A 20223-nucleotide genomic window follows, 5' to 3' on the forward strand; every position below is an offset into this window, starting at 1 on the left:
AGCTCATAGCGTCGTGGGGCCATTGGGAAATCTCCTTCGCATGTCATCTTACTGAATAAGATAACACATTAGAAGTTTTCAGACACTACCTAGTCGGACTAACAAGTATAAAAATATTTTCTATAAACATGCTATCAGTAGGACTATGGTCAATCGGTACCTTTATCTTCGTCCAAACCCTTTATTTCTTCCTTGTTCGGTCTCGCTATCTAGCACAATTAAAGCTCGTAATGGTGTAGGACACGATTCAATCATACCGATGGAGGACCGCTATGAGATTTCGACACTTTGCACTCAACAATATACGGAGAAACACCTATACTTACATTGCTTACTTTTTGAGTAGCTCATTTGCTGTCATGACCTTTTTTACTTATCTTGTATTTGTGTTCCATCCAGACATTTTAAAAGCTCCAGTCGGATTACCTGCCTCTCAGGGGATGGAGATTGCTGCCGTTATCACGTTTATCTTTTCATTCTTGTTTGTCCTCTACTCGATTAGTGCCTTTCTGAAAGCTAGACTAAAAGAATTTGGAATCCTAACCATCTTAGGCACACAGCGAAAACAACTAAACTACCTCATTTTCCTAGAAAATATGCTGATCGGTACAGCCGCTGTCATAACAGGCATGTTTTGTGGCCTTCTCTTTTCCAAGCTGTTTCTATTATTCGGGGAAAATGTACTCGATTTAAAACTACCTATGTATGTTCCAATGAGAGCCATCTGGATCACTGTAGCCGCCTTTATGGGGCTCTTCTTGATCCTTTCATTCATGACAACCGTTTTTATTCGCCAACGCAAGGCACTTGAATTAGTACAAGGATCTAACCAACCAAAAAAAGAGCCTAAAGCATCTATTTGGCTAGCATTCTTATCAGTCGTGTCTCTTATTTTAACCCCTGCCTTCTTGTTGCAAGGTGGGATGATTAATATTTTCTTTGCTCTTCTCTTTGATATGATTGGGCTTTATTTCTTTTTTACACAATTATTTGTGGTCATCATTCGTTTATTAAAAAAGAATCGGCGATACTCTTGGTATGGACTAAACTTACTGTGGATTACCGAATTAGCTTATAAGATGAAGGATAGCTCACGCATGTTCTTCATGATTACCATCGTAGCCACAATGGCATGTACCACAGCCGGTTCTGTCTTAGCATTCCAGAGATATATCGAGTATACGTATACAGAAAATCCTTTTGCTTATACTGTTCACTACTTCGATTTAAAAGCAGAGCCTGATCAAAAAATCATTCATGTCACGGAAAAACTAGAGCAAACTTTAAAAGAGGAAGGAATATCCTATCAGAAATTTCCTCTTAAAACGGTGGACATTCGTTTTCAACATTTAGGATATCTTGATCTTGTACGCCAATCAGAATACGAGGAAATAGCAAAAACACTCTCTTGTCCAATCATTTCCTTGCAAGATCGGGAAGCCCTTTTCATCCCATCTAATCTAGCGCCGATAAAGGAACCGACAGGTACGCTAACTCATTTATCGTTTATAAATCAAAAACTATCTAGTAAGATAGGGAAGCTTAAAATAAAACATCAATACACCGAATCGCTCCTTCAAAAAGAAGATCTAGTAGTGGTAAATGATCAGACCTATGATCAGATCATCAAAGCCCTATCCTCTGATCATTATACAATCAATCAAATGGATCAATATCTCATTCCAAAGTGGAACGATCAAGTACTCCCTGATGTGAATTCCATAGAAGTAACAATGGGGCTTGAATTAGCAAACTGGGAAGAGTCTTTCTATAAAAATGACAAAGTAGCACAGGATGGATATATCATGAGTCGCGCTGAAGATTACTATTCATTTAAACAGTTAACCAGTGTTACCATCTTTATCGGTGTATTCATTGTTGCGATCTTTTCCATCTTTATCGCTAGCTTCTTATATTTCAAGCTGTTTATTGACTTACAACATGATCAGCGTTACTATCACGAACTATCTAAAATGGGGTTAAGTCATAAAGAAATGAGGAGAGCGGCCACGAAGCAAATCGCTATTCTTTTCTACATTCCACTTTTCTTTTCCGGAGTCCAAACACTCATAGGACTATCAGCCTTAAATCCATTATTTCCTGTCGCCACCAGTACCATCTCGACAGGCCTATGGGCAATCGGCATCTTTACTGCTATCCAAACCGTCTATTTTTTGATCGTCCGTTCGCGTTATTTAGCACAGTTAAAGCGAGTCATGTTGTAAGAATCGATTTAAGGATATGCTATCTTACAAAGAAGTAAGGAAATGTTAAGCTAAATCCATGGTAGGCATGTTCCTTTTCCTTTACATTTAATATATAAGATTTATACATCGAATCAATCGATCTACGAGAGGAGCTCAAAATATGGGCATGTTAGAAATCCAAAAACTAAGCAAAATCTATAATGGTAAGGTGTCAACACGGGCACTTAACAATATTGATCTTTCGATCGAGCAAGGAGAATTTGTAGGAATCATGGGTGCTTCCGGAAGCGGAAAAACAACTCTACTTAACATGGTATCCACCATTGATACACCTAGCTCAGGAAAAATCCTGATCAATAACCAAAATCCCCATCAGATGAAGAAAAACCAACTGGCACAATTCCGTCGTCGCCAACTAGGCTTTGTATTCCAGGACTTTAACTTACTCGACACGTTAACCATCGCCGAAAACATCGTGCTACCTTTAACGCTCGAGAAAAAGAGCCTGAGGGAAATGGATCAGAAACTAAAAGCAGTCGCCGAGAAGCTAGGAATTGTTGAGATTTTGAATAAACGTACCTATGAAGTTTCAGGTGGACAACGCCAAAGAGCGGCCATCGCACGCGCTACTATCCACTCTCCAGTCCTTTTACTAGCGGACGAGCCTACTGGGGCACTCGACTCTAAATCATCTCGAAATGTAATGGAAATGATGGAGAAAATCAACCAAACCGATGGCACCACAACGATGTTGGTTACGCATGACCCTCTAGCGGCAAGCTATTGTCACCGCGTTGTCTTCATTAAAGATGGAGAGCTATATAACGAAATCCATCGTGGACAAAACAGACAAGAATTCTTCCAAGAAATTATCGATATGTTGTCATTCTTGGGCGGAAATGCACATGAGCTTTCAGCCGTTCGTGTATAATCGAAAACTTTCTCCAAAGAGATCTGCGTAGAACACACACGCAGATCTCTTTGATAAGAGAAAACGAAATCAAAGGGACCACTATACAGGCAAATCCAAATGGGGGAACAGCTTATGAGCTTTCGCCAGTTCGCGTTTAATAATATCCGCCGTAATACATCGGCATACATCGCCTACTTCTTAAGTAGCTCATTCGCTGTGATGGCCTTTTTCACTTATCTTCTATTTATCCATCACCCCGATATCGCAAAAGCTCCATTAGGGAAGATGGCATCAGTAGGAATGGAAGTTGCTTCCTATCTCACCTTTATCTTTTCATTCCTATTTGTCCTATATTCGATCAGTGCTTTTCTCAGAGTACGCTTAAAAGAATTTGGCATTTTAACGATCCTAGGTGCTCAAAGAAAGCAACTAAACTGGCTAATCTTTCTAGAAAACATGATCATTGGTACCCTTTCCGTTGTAACCGGAATCCTAGGCGGGCTCATCTTCGCCAAGTTGTTTTTATTATTCGGCGAAAATGTATTAGAACTAAAAAATCTACCTATGTACGTACCCGTAAAAGCGATTTGGATTACCATTGCTGCGTTCATGGCCCTGTTCTTTATCATGTCTTCCATGACCAGCTTCTTTGTCCGTCAAAGCAAAGCTCTCGAAATGTTGCAAGGGTCCAGTAAACCAAAGAAAGAGCCAAAAGCATCTATTTGGTTAGCATTACTCTCTGTCGTCACTCTATCTAGCTCCGTCTTTCTCCTACAAGGAAAACTAAGTGAAGAATCCTTACTCTGTGCTCTTTTACTCGATCTCATTGGACTATATTTCTTCTTCACTCAATTATCTGTCGTCATCATTCGCATACTTAAAAAGAATCGACGTACCTATTGGCGCGGGATCAACTTATTATGGATTTCAGAACTCGCCTATAAGGTAAAAGATAATGCTCGCATGTTCTTTATGATCACCATGGTAACGACCATGGCGTGTACTTCTGCGAGTATCGTCTTAGCACTTAAGCAACAAGCAGAAGCGATGTATAAAGATAACCCGTTTGCTTTTACCGTTTACAGCGAAGATCAGAAAAAGCCTGTTTTCACGGAAAAGATCGAGCAGACATTAAAAAATGAAGGAATTACATATAAGAAATTTCCTATTAAAACCATGTTCTTAAACGTAAAAGAGCTGAAAGACCAAAGTGTAAACATGGTTCGACAATCTGAATACGAAGGAATGGCGAGATCCCTATCTCTTCCGGTCATCCCATTACAAGACCACGAAACATTATTAATCCAACCAACCGTAACCAAAAAGCAGTTACCGGTCGATTTAACTCATCTATCCTTTACTGGCAAGGAACGACCTGAGCTTACGATCAAAAAGATGTACAACCGAACACTGATCGGGTCAATCACTCTAGCAGTAGTAAATGATCACACGTATGATCATATAGCAAAAACGTATAGGAACAAGATAAGTCAAGACTATTATTATTTGATTCCAAGTTGGAATAATAAAAAGGTACCTACCTCAAACTCGACCGAACTGAAAATAAGTGCGGAATTAGAAAATTGGAATCCCTCTGTTGAAAATGGTCTCATACTAGCTCGTGGATCTCAGTATCAAATGACACAACAAGGAGCCAATGTCGTTATCTTTGTAGGGTTGTTTATTGTCGCGATCTTCTCTGTGTTTATAGCAAGCTTCCTATACTTCAAATTATTTTCGGATCTACAACAGGATAAACGCTACTACCATGGATTATCTAAGATCGGTTTAAGCTTAAAAGAAATGAAGAGAACCGCAACCAATCAAATTGCTCTTCTCTTCTACATCCCGATTTTCTTTGCTGGCATCCAGACGTTGGTCGGTATTTCAATCTTAGGCGATGCATACAATACCGGAACTCTCACTGTAGGACTTACCGCAATTGGCATCTTTGTCGCAATCCAAACGGTTTACTTCTTCATTGTTCGTGCTCGTTATCTGGCACAGTTAAAAAATGTAATGGTATAATCACAGTAGACAACCAGCATAGAAGCATCAAACAGAGGGATCTGTTCTCCATACAGATCCCTCTGTTTGATGTCAATCATACTGGGAATCGACATTTACTATGTAAGCAAAGTCCAATGGAGGAACCACTCATGAGCTTCAGGCAGTTTGCGCTAAACAACATACGCAGAAATTCCTTCACTTACATCGCCTACTTTTTGAGTAGCTCATTTGCTGTCATGACCTTTTTTACTTATCTTGTGTTCATTTACCATCCAGACATTTTGAAAGCTCCTGTCGGGCTATCTGCCTTCATGGGGATGACAGCTGCTTCCTACATCACCTTTTTCTTTTCCTTTTTGTTTGTACTCTACTCGATTAGTGCGTTTCTAAAAGCTCGCCTAAAAGAATTTGGCATTTTAACCATACTAGGAGCACAACGAAAGCAGCTAAACTACCTGATCTTTCTAGAAAATATGTTGATCGGTACCGCTTCCATGATGACAGGAATGTTTTGCGGACTCCTCTTCTCCAAGCTATTTTTATTGTTTGGCGAAAATATACTTGATTTAAAGCTAGATATGTACCTACCCACACAAGCAATCTGGATCACAGTCGTCTCTTTTATGGCACTCTTTCTCATCCTTTCTTTCATGACAACTATTTTCATTCGTCAGCGCAAAGCACTTGAAATGGTACAAGGATCTAGCAAGCCTAAGAAAGAATCCAAGGCATCCATTTGGCTTGCTTTATTATCAGCATTTTCCCTTTCCTTTGCAGTTTATCTAATCACACTAGATGACCCGGAGAATGTTCCATTAGCTCTCCTATTTGATATCATTGGGCTTTATTTCTTCTTTACACAACTATCGGTTTTCGTCATTCGATTATTAAAAAAGAATCGTCTTTACTCTTGGCGTGGACTAAACTTACTGTGGATTACTGAGCTGGCTTACAAAATGAAAGATAATGCTCGTATGTTCTTCATGATTACCATGGTAACAACCATGGCATGTACGACAGCTGGTTCTGTATTAGCTGTCCAGAAATATGTTGAAAACACATATACCGAAAGCCCTTTTGCTTATACGGTTAACCAAAGAGAAAAACTAGATCCAAAGAAAAAAATCATTTCAGTTGCGCAAAAAATAGAACATACCTTACAACAAAAAGGGATATCCTATCAGAAATTTTCTTCTAACACGATAGACCTTGACTTTAAAAATGTAGGTTATATCCGATTCATCCGCCAATCTGAGTATAAGGAAATGGCTAAATCACTTTCTCTTCCACTTGTTTCCTTGCAAGATCGTGAGGCCTTATTGCTTAAGTCCCCTTTGTCACTACAGGAAGACTTAACGGACAAACTAACTCACTTATCATTTGAAGATCAGCAACTAACTAGCTCACTCGGCAATCTCAAAATCAAAGACCAATACACAAAAACACTATTTCCATCAGAATATACAGCAGTGGTAAATGACCAAACTCATGATCAAATGGTAAAAATTTCATCCTCGGATTCTGACATTATAGACCGCGCTTATCACTATCTAATTCCGAGCTGGGACAACCACGCCATCCCTGATACAAATTCAATTGAATTGCAAACAGGTCTAGAATTGCAAAACTGGAAGTACTCCCTCTCTACAAAAGAAATAGCTAAACTAGACGGTTATTTCTCAAGCCGTGCGCAAGATTACTATATGCGTAAGCAGTTAACCAGTGTCGCCATATTTATCGGCTTATTCATTATTGCAATCTTTTCCATCTTTATTGCTAGTTTCTTGTACTTCAAGCTATTTATTGATTTGCAACATGATCAGCGGTATTATCATGAATTATCCAAAATGGGGTTAAGCCTGAAAGAAATGAAAAAAGCAGCAACGAAACAAATCGCCATTTTGTTCTATATCCCTTTGTTCTTTGCCGGAATCCAAACACTCGTTGGACTCTCTTACGTAAATCCCTTGTTTTCTGTATCTACCGATACCGTAATATCCGGACTATGGGCGCTTAGCATTTTTACCGTGATCCAAACCGTTTATTTCTTAATCGTCCGTGCTCGTTACTTAGCACAACTAAAACGTGTGATGTTATAGGGAAGCACACTATATAAAAAGGGAACTGCTCTCGAGAACAGTTCCCTTTCTTTCATTTCGATTTAATTGACAATTAGCTTCCAAGCCCGCCTTGCATACCAGATCATAAATACAGCACCTAACACACATGTGAGCACAAGTAACACATCATCATATATCTTTAGATACCCTAGTACTAACCCCCACTCTAACCCTAAGGCAAATCCAAGGATCAGAAGTGCTAAATTCCAAATAAGAGAGCCAAGTGTAGTAAACAACAAAAATCGTCCAAACTTCATTCTAGATACACCCGCAAAGATCGAAATAAAACTGCGGAGAAACGGAATCATTCGGCAAAAAAATATCACCCAGATCCCATAGCTACGGAACCAATGAAGCCCTCGGGAGACATCTTCCTTTTTTAGCATCAGCGCTCGCCCATGGCGATCCACGATTCGTTCTAGCAAACTGATTTTCAGCATGCCCCCTATATAGTAGAGAATACTTGCGCCAACGACTGAACCTAGCGTTGAAGCGATGATCACATCCGCAAACGTTAAACTTGTCTCCGTAACCATAAAACCACTTAACGTTAAAACCGTCACATATGGGATTGGTGGAGATATATTTTCTAAAGCTACTAATAAGAAAATGCCTATATCACCAAGACCCTCTATAAAATCCATAATCCAAACTTCCAACCCTACAACCTCCAAAACCAGTACAAACAAGATATTTAAATTCTATGCAAATAAATTTCATACTCTTTTACATTATATTCTTATAACATCACAAAGAACAACCACAAACCAATAAAAAAAGCCAGCCTCTCAGCTAGCACTATTCAGTAGTCAAAAGGCCACTACTTATAAGCTTCCTTCAAAAAAGTCACAGATTGATAAATCAACTCTTTTAACACATCCACATCAATGTCTGCTACTTTGTTAATATACACACAAGCCTTCCCCGTCGTATGTTTCCCAAACTTTTTTAATAATTCTCCCCTTACCTCATCTCCTGTTGCAAAATATAAACTGATCTTCGCCTTCCTTGGCGAAAAACCAACTAACGGTGCATCTCCTTCATGACCAGAAGCGTATCGATAGTGATAGGAACCAAATCCAATAATACTGGTTCCCCACATTTTTGCTGTGTAACCTGTCGCCTCGGTAAACACATCTAGTAATTGATATGCATCTGCTTTCTTTTTCTCGTTTGGGAGTAACTCAATAAACTCAATCACACTGTGATCCGTCTCTTTCGTTTTTAATTCATACGCCATCCAAATCACCTACTTTCTAACTTCCTTACTAACATGTTTCCCATTTTTGAGATGTTGATTATATGCATTTTGTTGTTTCTTAATGAAGCTTTCGGTAGCTGGTTAAACGTTATCATAAAAACGAATGGCATACTATTTGGGTTTATGTCATATAAATCAGAAAAAAAATATAATGGGAGATGATCCATTTTGCAAAGAGCGGAATTCGAGAGAAAAAAGAATGAGATCACACAAAAGTATGGAGATTGGACATCCTATGATATTAAATTGGGAGACGATTTATATACACGAGAAAACAGACAACCTATTGTTAAATTAAAAAGAATGATTCAGATAGTAAAAGATATCTCTAACAAAGAAATGAATGACTTACGAATTTTAGACCTAGCATGTTTAGAGGGACAATATGCGATTGAATTTGCCCTGCACGGTGCAGAAGTAGTTGGAATTGAGGGGAGAGAGGTAAATATACAAAAAGCTATTTTTGCCAAAGATGTATTATCCCTACCCAATATTACGTTTATTCAAGATGATGTTAGAAATTTAAGTAAGAAGAAGTATGGAAGTTTTGATGTAGTGTTTTGTAGTGGAATTTTTTATCACTTAAACACCCCAGATGTGTTTCACTTTTTAGAGAATATATACGATGTATGCACTGGATTTGTGATTTTTGATACACATGTCAGCATGTCACCTATTGAAGAGTGTACATATAGGAATAAAAAATATCATGGAAAATATGTCCGAGAACATGAAGAAGGGACTTCAGCTGAGGAGAAATTGATGTGGTTATGGACCTCTTTAGATAATAACATGAGCTTTTGGTTTACTCAGCCGTCCTTATATAACCTTCTATCTCATATTGGCTTTTCATCGGCTTACCGTTGCTACAACCCTACAGGAGCGGGAATAGCGGATGACAAGGATCGGATTACTATTTTAGCTATGAAAGGTAAGAAGGCTCATGTAATATCATCGCCCATAACGAATAACGACTCTGTAGAGTGGTTAGAACACGAAATATAGGGAGCAGTGATGTTTAAATCTTTTTGAGTTAAAGCCTTCTGAAAACGAAATCAGAAGGCTTTTTTAGATAAATTATTGAACTACTTCTAAATTAGTACCATATGTCTGCAACAGATACATTTTATGATAAAGTCCCTCTTCCGCTAGTAACTCCTGATGCGTTCCACGTTCCACGATTTCTCCACGATGTAGTACAAGAATCAAATCTGCATCCTGAATCGTCGAGAGTCGGTGAGCAATGGCAATCGTCGTACGACCTTTACGCATTTTATTTAGCGCCAGTTGGATCGCTTCTTCCGTCTCCGTATCAACACTTGCAGTCGCTTCATCTAAGACAAGGATCTTCGGATCAATTGCCATCGTCCGCGCAAACGAAAGCAATTGACGCTGCCCGCTGGAAAAGGTAGCACCCCGTTCGCCGATCGGTTCATCATATCCTTTTGGTAGCTTTTCGATAAACATATTCGCCTGCACAAACTCAGCTGCTTCACGCACCTGCTCATCCGTAATCCCCTGATTATGCAGACGAATATTACTCTTCACATCCCCATAGAACATGAAAGAATCTTGTAGCACTAAGCCCATTTTGCTTCGTAGCTCTTCATCAGAAAAGGTTTCGAGTGGCTCTCCATCAATTAAAATGGTTCCCTGTACAAGTGGATAAAAACGCATCAAAAGCTGAATGGTGGAGCTTTTTCCACTTCCAGTGTGACCCACCAACGCTACCGTTTGACCTGGCCTTGCCTTAAAGGAGATATTCTTTAACACATTCGTCTCCCCATCATAGGAAAACGTTACATCGCGAAATTCGATCTCCCCCGTTATAATCTCAGGGTTTCCTTCCCCTTCCTTAATAGGAGCCGTTTCTGTATCATCCATTAATTCAAAAACACGCTCTGCCGATACGATCGATTGCTGCATGGGTGCTAAGCGCATCATCATTTGGTTAAACGGTTCAAAGACACGCTCAAACAAGTTAATAAATGCAAACATCTCTCCGATCGTAACAGCTCCATCGAAAGATAAAATTCCAAAGTAGTAAAGCACTACCACTAAACCAAGCGCATAAACCACTCTTGACGCAGGACGCAACAGTAATCCAAACAGTTGGACATTACGTAAATTCGCTTTAAAATGCTCATGATTTAACTGCCCAAACTCTTCGCGTAATCGCTTCTCCTGTGTAAAAGTTTGAATGATATTCATTCCACCTAGAGATTCGCTCAACTTCGCATTCATCGCACTTAGTTTTTCGCGTGATTTACGGAACGACACCGAAGAGTATTTCTTATACATTCTCATTAACCACCAAAAGATAGGCAGGATAAAGGTTGTCACTAGTGCTAGACGCCAGTTTAATGCAAATAAGGCGGTGAAAACACCAATCACATAAATGGCATTTTGCATGAAAGAAGCAAGTACCTCTACATACAAATCTTTAACCGCTTCTGTATCGTTGGTGATTCTTGATACAAGTGAGCCTGTTGGCTTCTTATCATAAAACGATAGACCTAGGTGTTGCACACGGGCAAATACATCCGTCCGAATCTGTCTGACAATCCATTGTGCCAACGTATGAAAACGGACTAGTTGGTAGTAATGAAGAATCGCGGATAGGATATGTAATCCTAAAAACACACCCCCGTAAATCAAAATCCAAGTTGGATCAAAATTACGCGGACTTACCATCTCATCTATATATTTTGCGGCAAGCGGTACGGCAAAAACGTCTGCCGCAGTCGCTACTAACAAGAATGCAAATGCTACCCAAAAATACGAGCGATGCGGTGAAAGGTAACGGATCAATCTACGTGCAGTCGTGGACATATTATCTTCCTCCTTCCATGATTAAGGATTCAAGTTGCTGACTCTCATACATCTCTTTATACCAACCGCCTAATCTCATCAAATCTTCATGAGTTCCTCGTTCGACGATTCGTCCATCTTCCATGACGATAATTAAATCAGCTTCTTCTACTGCACTTAGTCGGTGTGCAGAAATCATTGTGGTCTTATCCGATCGGTTCATCCGTAGTTCATGTAAAATAGAATGTTCGGTCTTAGCATCTACTGCCGACAACGAATCATCTAGGATCAACACTTCTGGATTTAGAAGAAGCGCACGGGCAATCGAAACACGTTGCTTTTGCCCACCAGATAATGTTACTCCTCGTTCTCCCACCACCGTTTCGTATCCTTGTGGAAGTTGCATGATATCCTCATGAATGCAAGCAACTTTGGCGGCGGCCTCAATCTGCTCTTGCGTAGCCTCTGGATTCCCAAAAGCAATATTCTGCGCAATATTAGCAGAGAAGAGAATATGGTCTTGCGGAACATAGCCGATCGCTCTTCTTAAATAGCTCATTTGATAGTGATCGATTGGTCTATTATTAATGAAGACCTTTGCCAGTGATCCTTCAAATTCGCGGAGTAACAAACGGAACAAGGTCGTCTTTCCACTTCCTGTTTTTCCCACGATTCCCAATGTCTGCCCTTTCCTTAGCGAAAACTGAACATCTTCCAGCGTTTGTCTCTCTGCCTCTGGATATTGAAACTGCTCAACCTTATATTCAATATCACCTGTAGGAATTTCTGCTACCGCATCAGGTAAATCCTGAATCTGCGGTTCAGTCGTTAGCAATATATTTACTCGATCGTAAGAAGCACGCCCCTTTTCTACAATGTTAAACAACCAGCCAAACGCTAGCATAGGCCAAATAAGTTTACCTAGTAAGATCGTAAACTGAGTAAGTTGACCCACCGTAATGGTGTCATCCAGTACTTTTAATGTTCCTACTGCAATCGTGATCAAGGTAGAGATTCCCATCAGTATGATAATGGTAGGGTCATATAGTCCATCGACTCGCGCAACCGCGACATTTTTCTGAACCACATCATCTAACAAGCCACCAAACTCTTTCTTCTCATCATCTTCCTGACCGAATGCTTTAATGACACGAACTCCAGCCATCGATTCCTGAACTTTATCATTCATCGTTGAAAATGCTTTTTGTGCCAGATGAAATCGCTTATGTAAAAGCTTTCCATACCGGTTCGTGCAGTACGCGAGAATCGGGAGTGGTAAAACAGCGAGTAATGTAAGTTGCCAATCGATGGTAATCGCCATCGTCGCAACGACCAAACCTCCTAAAACAACTGTGTCCGTTAAGGTCATAACGCCTTCTCCAGCTGTCATCGTAACGGCTTGAATATCATTCGTCGAATGAGCCATCATATCTCCAATTCGTTGCTTATGATAAAACTGAGGAGACATCTTCGTAAACGATTTATACAGACGATCCCGCAATAATCTACCTAACCGATAAGCCGCTCCAAAAATGGAGATACGCCATAAATAACCGCAAATGTAGGCTACGATTCCAAGACCTATTAACATAAGCGCATATTGTAATAAATGATCATAAGTAAGTTGCTTGGTATTTACTAAATCAACCACCTGGCCAACCATCCATGCTGGAACAAGATCTAATATCGCTAAGATCAGTAAGGCAACAAATCCAGTAAGATAGCTTCTTTTTTCTTGTTTAAAAAACCACCATAAGTCTTTAAAAACACTCAAAATCCCACACCCTTTCAAAATAAGGTACAAAAAAGACCTTAGGAATTCCTAAGGTCGTCGAAATAAAAAAACGAACCATGGAAATGCCTACAACAAGGCAACCCATGGTTCGTTTCTATGCCAAATCCAACTATTTATCAATAGCTAGAAAGATGAAATAGACCCGCCGTAGAGAGGTTGCCGAAGATATAATGTTGAGTTGAGCCAGCGACAAACGCGCCGACCTGTAAAGCTACAGCAGCGCCACTTTTAACTCCAGTGGTTGCTAGTTGAGCTGTTCTCTTCATCTTCAGCACCTCCCTTTCCGATTAATATTTCGACAGTCTAAGTTTACAGTAATTTATAACGATTGTAAATAGGAGATCGAATAAAATTTGTTGGATACACGAAATTATATGGAAATAAAGTGTTTTAACAATTCAATGGCTTGTTTAGAACTTAATCGCCAGAACCAGTGCCCCTAGTAGCCAAAATAAAATGGCAATCGTCCATGCTTTGTAAGCAGAAATCTTTCCAATTACCCGTAAACCCATTGCTAAGAGGATCGTATATAAAATTTGAAATACATCTACATAGCTCAATATCCCGTGCCAAAAACCTTTGATTGGGATTACACTTGCCAAACTGGTCACAGGAACGATAATACTAAGGTGAAACAAGTAGTACATTGCAACATTTAGACTTAAACTCATACATGTAATTACATTTAAATGGATAAAAAGTGAGAATGCTTGTTTAAAAGTAATTTCTCCTTGAAAGAGAGTGACCAATAACCATGTCACAAGAGCACAAAGTGCGGCTGCTCCTACAATCGTGATAGCTCCAAAAACAACACCCGTAACAGCGAGAACCATGTTCATCGCTTTAGCATCCACACCTGGAGCCACTGGAGCTTGAACGATTGACGAGTCATTTGCAGTTATGAATGTAGTAATTCCAATTAAAATAGCTCCAATCATCGTAAAGACGAATAAAGCCAAACCAAATTTAGGATTCCTTCTAATACGTTCAAACTGCTCAGTAGGATTGGTAATAGCTCCAAAAATAGTAGGTTTCTTCACTTCTACCTTTTCTGGTAACACTGGATTCACTTGTATTCCTCCTAATAATTAATTCAATAATCCTCTATGATTCAGTACAATCAGATACTACCCTAAATATAATTATATTAATCCACATCTTGGATTTTGTTTCTCTTAAACAATATGAATACATAAAGACCCATCCCCGACATAGTGAGAAATATCGATAATGTAGCCTTGGTACTTTTATCAAAAGTCGTCTGTTCCAAGAATATTTCAGGAAGGAAGATAATTGCTGGGATTATAATAGAGTCCCATTCTTTGCTCCAAATAGCCAGTCCAATAAAAACGAGTATAGATAAAACAATGGCAACGATGCTTCCCATCTTTCCGATATAAACAATAGGTGTATTATAATACCTACCGAAAAACTTCAATGCCAAAAATAACGCCATAGGGATAATAAAGAAGACCCCCATACATAAGATCCGCTCCTTCCATGAAGAAACTTTTCTACTTGAGGTATATTTTAAAACCATAGCCATCAAAAGTAAGGAAAACAAAAAGACACACGGATAGCCGATACATTCAATGAATGAGTATTTTAGGTTCCCTCTTATTGCATCGCCCATTACTATATAAGCCAGTACACCAATGAAGATCATTAGCAGATATTTTAACCAGCCCTTCAGGTCAAATGGCATCTCATTAGCCAATTGTTCCATATATTCTTTCGGCGTCATTCCAATTATATCGTCTACTCTCTTTCCATGTTTCTCTGCTTCATGTAAATGATCTTCCAACTCCCCTACTATTTCTCTAATTTCCTCCTCCCTTTTTCCACTTGAATACAAATAAACAGTTAGGTTTTCTAAAAAACCTTGGCTTTCTTTTGATATCACCATTCTCTATCTTCCTCCTTTAGCAAACGATTTACACTACTTGCAATCTCGCTCCATCTCTTCTGAAATTCATCTAGTTTCTCTTTTCCTTTTGTTGTTAAGGAATAGTACTTTCGCTTTGGTCCTCCCGAAGGAAGTACCTTTTCGCTGGTTGTTACTAAACCTTCTTTCCTCATTCTGATTAACAACGGATAAATACTTCCCTCACTAACCATCGTAAATCCATATGTATACAGTTTCTCTATCATCTCGTATCCATATGTTTCCCCTTTAGCAATAATCGCTAGTAAGCACCCTTCTAAAATCCCTTTCAGTATCTGACTGGTGGCCAATGAATCCCCCCCTTTTCATAGTCCTTCAACTATCATGTATAACAAGGTAGTAGAGCAGAAACTATCACTACATTGCAATACAATATAGTGATATCCTAACATATAAAATAACTTTAATACAACAGACACTCCAATAAAAATGAGCACGAAACAATTACGTTGATACTCTTTAGTCTAGTTACTGCAACACTTCGCTAGGACCAAAGAATTCGTAATGAATCTGTTCGATAGGGACATGAACTGCAGTAAGTTGATCAATCATCGCTTTCATAAAGCCTTTCGGACCACAAAGATAATAATCCGCACCAGGATCAAGCCCTTGTGGCAGTTTGGTTAGATCAAGTTTTCCAACATGTTCTACTGAAATGGTTGAATCAACTTTTTTATCATAGTTAATGTACCTCTCCACCTGCGGGTATTCGACTATAATCTGCTTTAGCTCATTACGAAAAGCATGAACGTTTTCATTTTGAGAAGAATGAATATAGACGACTTTTCGATTTGGCTGTATACGGGTGACATTCTTCAAGATAGATTGCATAGGAGTCAGACCAACACCACCACTGATAAGGTAAAGTGTATTTTCTTTGGTCTGGTCGACATAAAACTCACCAGCTGGAGCGCTAATTTCTATTTGATCTCCGACTTGAATTTGATCTTGAAGATGATTTGAGATAACACCGTTTGAGAGATCGTTATCTCCACGTTCTCTCTTCACAGTGATTCGGTAATAATCTTTACCAGGGACATCCGACAAACTGTACTGGCGAATTTGCAGATATTCACTTCCTTGTGGACGAATCCGCACACTAATATATTGCCCCGGTTTAAACATAGCCTGAAAATCTTTCATTCCTACTGGACGTAGATAAAAAGAAACTATATCTAAGCATTCTAGCTCTTTCCGAATCACATTAGCAGGAATAAACTCCTCTGCCAATAACTTTCGTGCTTCTTCATACATCTCGCTCTCTATCTGTATAAAGAGATCTGCTAGAATTTGATATGCTTTTCCCCAAACATGAATGATTTCTGGACTTGCATTGTCACCTAATACCTCTTGAATGGCTAGTAATAGGTATTTCCCCACAATTGGATATTGAGAAGGCTGTACTCCTATACTGCGATGTTTCTGTGCGATATGACGAACAACGGGTAGGAGAGTTTCCAATTGATCAATATTCACTGCAACTGCATATACCGCATTAGCTAAAGCTTGAGGCTGAGTTCCTTCCTTTTGATGTGTTACATTAAAAAGATTCTTCAACTCAGGGTGGTTTTTAAACATTTCAGTATAAAAGTAAGAAGTAATCGCCAAACCTTGTTCTTTTAACACAGGAGCTGTAGAACGAATCATCTCCATCTCTGCATGCGTTAGCATATGATTCACCTCTTCATCTTAAATTTGACTTATATCTGGAATCTAGTTTTATTATAAGAATATAGAGTCGGAAGACAGTGTGATTTACGTCACATTAATTGTGGGAAAGGATTGAACAAATGAGTGTACAAATACTGTGTCGAGGTGAAGTCTTATTTCGACAGGAAGATCAGGGAGATTATCTCTATTATCTTGAATCAGGCTTGCTAAAAGTAACTCGAATGAAAGAAGACGGAAGCACTATTTTCTTAAATATTCTTGTACCCGGAGAGACATTCCCTCATCATAGTCTCGTATCACCAAAAGATTACCATGGTACAGTGATCGCATTAACCACATCAGAAATAATAAAAATTCCAGCAGGAGAATGGTACGAATCGATCCAGCAAGAGCCCATTCGATATCGTTCGATTGCACAAACTTTGCAAAGTAAACTCCGAATGATGCAACAACGCATTGATATTCTCACTGCTCCTCCTCAAGAACGACCTGACCTATTTCGTCAATGGCTACAACAATACTTTCAGGGTTATCACATAGAAGATCTATTTACTCAGGAAGAAATTGCTCAATTTATTGGGTTAAGTCGAGAGACAGTCAACCGGATCTTACGGAAGAAAGGTTCTAACTAGGAAGTACATCATGAATCTCTCAAATCTGCCGATACTCCTTCATTACCTCCAACTACTCCGGACTGGACGTCATCCAATCGTTTTTAGAGTAAGCTACTTGTGTACAAGCCTAATCTCATATCACACCTGGTTACGACCAAGCTAGCTTACTTTCATTAACCTCCCTTTCGTTATTTATGTTCTTTATAAAATAAAGAATAATTTTATTAACATATATATAAACAATCACAATCGAATTTATATACGTGATAATGAAATTTTATCAATAAAGAAAAATATTTATTAAGAATTGACTATCAATTTGTCCATATGTATACTAATCAAGGAACCACTGAATAAATGAGTGTATCAATTCGAATTAGTTTTATTTAAATTTTATTTATTTTTAGGAGTGATAATCAAAGGAAACTAGAGTCTATTTTCAAAAAGCCGAAAATAGCTCGAGTATAGCCTTAAAACCCTGTTTAGACACATATTTTATCCCAATTGTTAAATTACAAAAAAATATATTCAATGCATACACACAACGAGAAAAGAGCGATGCATCAGTGTATACTCAACCCGCATTACGCAAATCTATCCTACTTCCGCAAGCGATTGCACTTTATATCGCATCTGTACTCGGTTCTGGCATTTTATTATTACCTGGATTAGCAGCAGAGATAGCAGGGCCTTCTTCTTTATTAGCATGGGGAATTATGATAATGCTGTCATTTCCAATGGCTCTTGTCATGGGATGGTTATCCGTACTACATCCCCATTCTGGAGGGGTTGCCCATTATGTAGCCAAAGTTTTTGGAGAGAAGCTAGGAACTCTAACGGGCTGGTTTTTCTTGATGTCTGTTATCATCGGAGCCCCTGTCACTGCATTAACGGGAGCTGGTTTTCTCAGTTCTGCTCTTGGCTTGAGAGGCGCAGGGCAGATTGAAATTGCGATTGTCATGCTTATTCTAGCCTTGGTTGTAAATTATTTTGGAATGAGCGTAAGTGGGCAAATCCAAGTTGTTATCACCTGTGGGATTATACTGATACTCTGTTTTACGATCTTCAGTTCTTTCGTACATATAGAACCAACAAACTTTAAGCCGGGTGTACCATTCAGTTTGTGGGATGTAGGTAAGTCAGCAGCCATCATATTTTGGTGTTTCACTGGGTGGGAAGCCGTAACGAATCTGAGTGAGGAATTTGTAGATCCCAAACGCGATACGATGAAAGCGGTTACAATAGCTGTCGGAATCATCGGAGTCCTATACTTTCTCACCGCATTCTCTACAGTTGGCACAGGCTCATATCTACAGGGGGCTCAGGAGGCTTTAGTTCATGTTATCAAGCAATCGTTTGGAAACTATGGTTCTGTTATTACAGGCGGACTAGGCTTTTCTATCTGTATGGCTTCCATCATTGCTTACCTTGGATCCTCCACACGGCTGGCCTATGCTCTCGCGCGAGATGGAAAAGCTCCTTCGTTCATGAAACTTTTTAGTAAGCGTTATAGCTCTCCGGTAGGTGGACTTTATTTTCTGGCTGGAGGATGTGCAATCACCATGGCTCTATACGCTACAGGCTTCATTCCATTATCCACTCTGATTGAATTGCCAAATGCCACCTATATTTTGACTTATCTACTAGGGTGTGCAGCTGCCATTCGAATCTTCCGCGATTATAAGACTGCACGACTGTTTAGCTGGATTTCTTTCTTACTTACTCTTTCCATTCTTCCGTTTGTTGGATGGGCTCTATTCTATCCAGTGGTAATTACTATATTTGTCAGCATTTTTATCTGGAAAAAAGAGCTTTTCTCCAAACGATGGGCTTACTTTAATTGACCGGCAGAGAGATACGATTTTAGGTAACTCACTCCACGAAAAAGACCCGTACACTTTGTGCGGATCTTTTTCTTTATCTCCATCTAGATCTGCCTCCAAATCGCTTGATACTTCTTTACTAATGCTAACCACTCCCTAACCGCAGCGGTCATCCACCGCTTTTTCGAGTAGGCTACTTGTGTGTAAATTTGACCTTGAATCAAATCGGGTTGCAACCAAGCTAGTTTCCCTTCACGAACCTCCGTTTGAACACTGATAAACGGAAGGTACGCAATTCCCAGCCCTGCATAGACACAGCTTTTAATCGCCTCAATCGACCAAAATTCCATGTCCGATTCCGGTTTAATTCCTTGTTGTTGCATCGCATGTTCCAAGTAATTTCGATAGCTACATCCTGCCTCTGTGAGAAGAAGGGTCTCCTTTTGTAAGTCATGCAACTCAAATCTTTGTGTCTTCGTTAGCGGATGATCAGGTGAAGTGACTAATCCAATCGGTTCAGGGACAATCGTTTCGATTTCAATATCCTCTTGGTCTCCAGAAGTCGGCTCCAATAAAAATGCGATATCTAACTCTCCTTTAGCAACCATCTGCCTCATTTGCCAACATACTCCTGGCTTTAGAATCATCTTAACCTGAGGAAACTTCTGCTTATACTCGTGAATCAGAGCAGGTAAGCGATACGCAGCCAGAGATTCGGGTGAACCAATCGTCAGAACTCCCGAAGGAATGGAGTCTGGCCGAATCGCGATTTTGGCCTCATCATGTAATTGGATCATCTGATTCGCATAAGGAAGGAGCCTCTGTCCCATTTCCGTTAAGATAATTTTCTTTCCAATCCGATCAAAAAGTGGACTCCCTAGCTCCTCTTCTAAAGCCTGAATTTGAGCGGTAATACTGCTTTGTGCGTACCCCAAGACCTCAGCCGCTTTGGTAAAACCATTACACGAAACAACAGTTCGAAACGTAATCAAATTGCGCAAATCCATGCGGTGGTTCACCTCATCAATCGATTTTTATGATGATTATAAACGA

At 39.5% G+C, this 20223-nt stretch carries 17 protein-coding genes; 7 read left to right on the forward strand and 10 right to left on the reverse strand.

From position 1 onward, the window contains the following. Nucleotides 1–272: 272 nt before the first annotated feature. The 4 genes from EDD57_RS11565 (at nucleotide 273) to EDD57_RS11580 (ending at nucleotide 7229) form a co-directional block, all read left to right on the forward strand. Nucleotides 273–2225 (forward strand): ABC transporter permease, encoded by a 1953-nt coding sequence (locus EDD57_RS11565; RefSeq protein WP_131849603.1) that lies wholly within the window; start codon nucleotides 273–275, stop codon nucleotides 2223–2225. Between the two features lie 142 nt (nucleotides 2226–2367). Next, nucleotides 2368–3138, forward strand: coding sequence for an ABC transporter ATP-binding protein (locus EDD57_RS11570; RefSeq protein ID WP_131849604.1), 771 nt, complete (start codon nucleotides 2368–2370; stop codon nucleotides 3136–3138). 114 nt (nucleotides 3139–3252) lie between these two features. Further along, on the forward strand, nucleotides 3253–5148 hold the full coding sequence (locus EDD57_RS11575) for an ABC transporter permease (protein WP_165873791.1): 1896 nt from the start codon (nucleotides 3253–3255) through the stop codon (nucleotides 5146–5148). A 131-nt stretch (nucleotides 5149–5279) separates the two neighbouring features. Continuing rightward, a complete protein-coding gene (locus EDD57_RS11580; RefSeq protein ID WP_165873792.1) occupies nucleotides 5280–7229 on the forward strand; it encodes an FtsX-like permease family protein in 1950 nt (649 codons plus the stop codon). Between the two features lie 62 nt (nucleotides 7230–7291). On the opposite strand, the gene EDD57_RS11585 is transcribed toward EDD57_RS11580, so the two are convergent. After that, a complete protein-coding gene (locus EDD57_RS11585; protein ID WP_131849607.1) occupies nucleotides 7292–7909 on the reverse strand; it encodes a DedA family protein in 618 nt (205 codons plus the stop codon). A gap of 161 nt (nucleotides 7910–8070) precedes the next feature. Then, nucleotides 8071–8490, reverse strand: a complete 420-nt coding sequence (locus EDD57_RS11590) for a DUF1801 domain-containing protein (protein WP_131849608.1) — start codon at nucleotides 8488–8490, stop codon at nucleotides 8071–8073. A 189-nt stretch (nucleotides 8491–8679) separates the two neighbouring features. On the opposite strand from EDD57_RS11590, the gene EDD57_RS11595 reads away from it, so the two are divergent. Next, nucleotides 8680–9516 (forward strand): class I SAM-dependent methyltransferase, encoded by an 837-nt coding sequence (locus EDD57_RS11595; protein ID WP_207896830.1) that lies wholly within the window; start codon nucleotides 8680–8682, stop codon nucleotides 9514–9516. A gap of 72 nt (nucleotides 9517–9588) precedes the next feature. Here the strand turns inward: EDD57_RS11595 and EDD57_RS11600 are convergent, their stop codons facing one another. The 7 genes from EDD57_RS11600 to hmpA all read right to left on the reverse strand — a co-directional run bounded on the left by EDD57_RS11600 (nucleotide 9589) and on the right by hmpA (nucleotide 16733). After that, complete coding sequence (locus EDD57_RS11600) at nucleotides 9589–11343, reverse strand: ABC transporter ATP-binding protein (RefSeq protein WP_131849610.1); 1755 nt, start codon at nucleotides 11341–11343, stop codon at nucleotides 9589–9591. A 1-nt stretch (nucleotide 11344) separates the two neighbouring features. Next, nucleotides 11345–13096 (reverse strand): ABC transporter transmembrane domain-containing protein, encoded by a 1752-nt coding sequence (locus tag EDD57_RS11605; protein ID WP_131849611.1) that lies wholly within the window; start codon nucleotides 13094–13096, stop codon nucleotides 11345–11347. A 137-nt stretch (nucleotides 13097–13233) separates the two neighbouring features. Further along, a complete protein-coding gene (locus EDD57_RS14460; RefSeq protein WP_165873793.1) occupies nucleotides 13234–13383 on the reverse strand; it encodes a hypothetical protein in 150 nt (49 codons plus the stop codon). Nucleotides 13384–13527: 144 nt separating this feature from the next. Then, nucleotides 13528–14187 (reverse strand): YknW family membrane protein, encoded by a 660-nt coding sequence (yknW, locus tag EDD57_RS11610; RefSeq protein ID WP_165873794.1) that lies wholly within the window; start codon nucleotides 14185–14187, stop codon nucleotides 13528–13530. A gap of 77 nt (nucleotides 14188–14264) precedes the next feature. Continuing rightward, a complete protein-coding gene (locus EDD57_RS11615; RefSeq protein WP_131849613.1) occupies nucleotides 14265–15020 on the reverse strand; it encodes an HAAS domain-containing protein in 756 nt (251 codons plus the stop codon). Continuing rightward, nucleotides 15017–15352 carry a PadR family transcriptional regulator gene (locus tag EDD57_RS11620; RefSeq protein ID WP_131849614.1) on the reverse strand — a complete coding sequence of 112 codons (336 nt, stop codon included), beginning with the start codon at nucleotides 15350–15352 and terminating at the stop codon, nucleotides 15017–15019. The genes EDD57_RS11615 and EDD57_RS11620 overlap by 4 nt, the downstream gene beginning before the upstream one ends. A 178-nt stretch (nucleotides 15353–15530) precedes the next feature. After that, nucleotides 15531–16733: an NO-inducible flavohemoprotein gene (gene hmpA / locus EDD57_RS11625; protein WP_131849615.1), complete on the reverse strand. Its 1203-nt coding sequence runs from the start codon at nucleotides 16731–16733 to the stop codon at nucleotides 15531–15533. A 119-nt stretch (nucleotides 16734–16852) separates the two neighbouring features. Between hmpA and EDD57_RS11630 the strand changes: the two genes are divergently transcribed. Continuing rightward, the gene (locus tag EDD57_RS11630) at nucleotides 16853–17365 is read left to right on the forward strand and encodes a Crp/Fnr family transcriptional regulator (RefSeq protein ID WP_131849616.1); all 513 of its coding nucleotides are present in this window, start codon (nucleotides 16853–16855) and stop codon (nucleotides 17363–17365) included. Nucleotides 17366–17913: 548 nt separating this feature from the next. Next, nucleotides 17914–19191 carry an APC family permease gene (locus EDD57_RS11635; protein WP_131849617.1) on the forward strand — a complete coding sequence of 426 codons (1278 nt, stop codon included), beginning with the start codon at nucleotides 17914–17916 and terminating at the stop codon, nucleotides 19189–19191. Between the two features lie 83 nt (nucleotides 19192–19274). Here EDD57_RS11635 and EDD57_RS11640 read toward each other — a convergent pair whose 3' ends face one another. Continuing rightward, complete coding sequence (locus EDD57_RS11640; protein WP_131849618.1) at nucleotides 19275–20177, reverse strand: LysR family transcriptional regulator; 903 nt, start codon at nucleotides 20175–20177, stop codon at nucleotides 19275–19277. Nucleotides 20178–20223: the final 46 nt, after the last annotated feature.

The sequence above is a fragment of the Baia soyae genome (genome assembly GCF_004341445.1).
GTDB classification, from domain to species: domain Bacteria; phylum Bacillota; class Bacilli; order Thermoactinomycetales; family Thermoactinomycetaceae; genus Baia; species Baia soyae.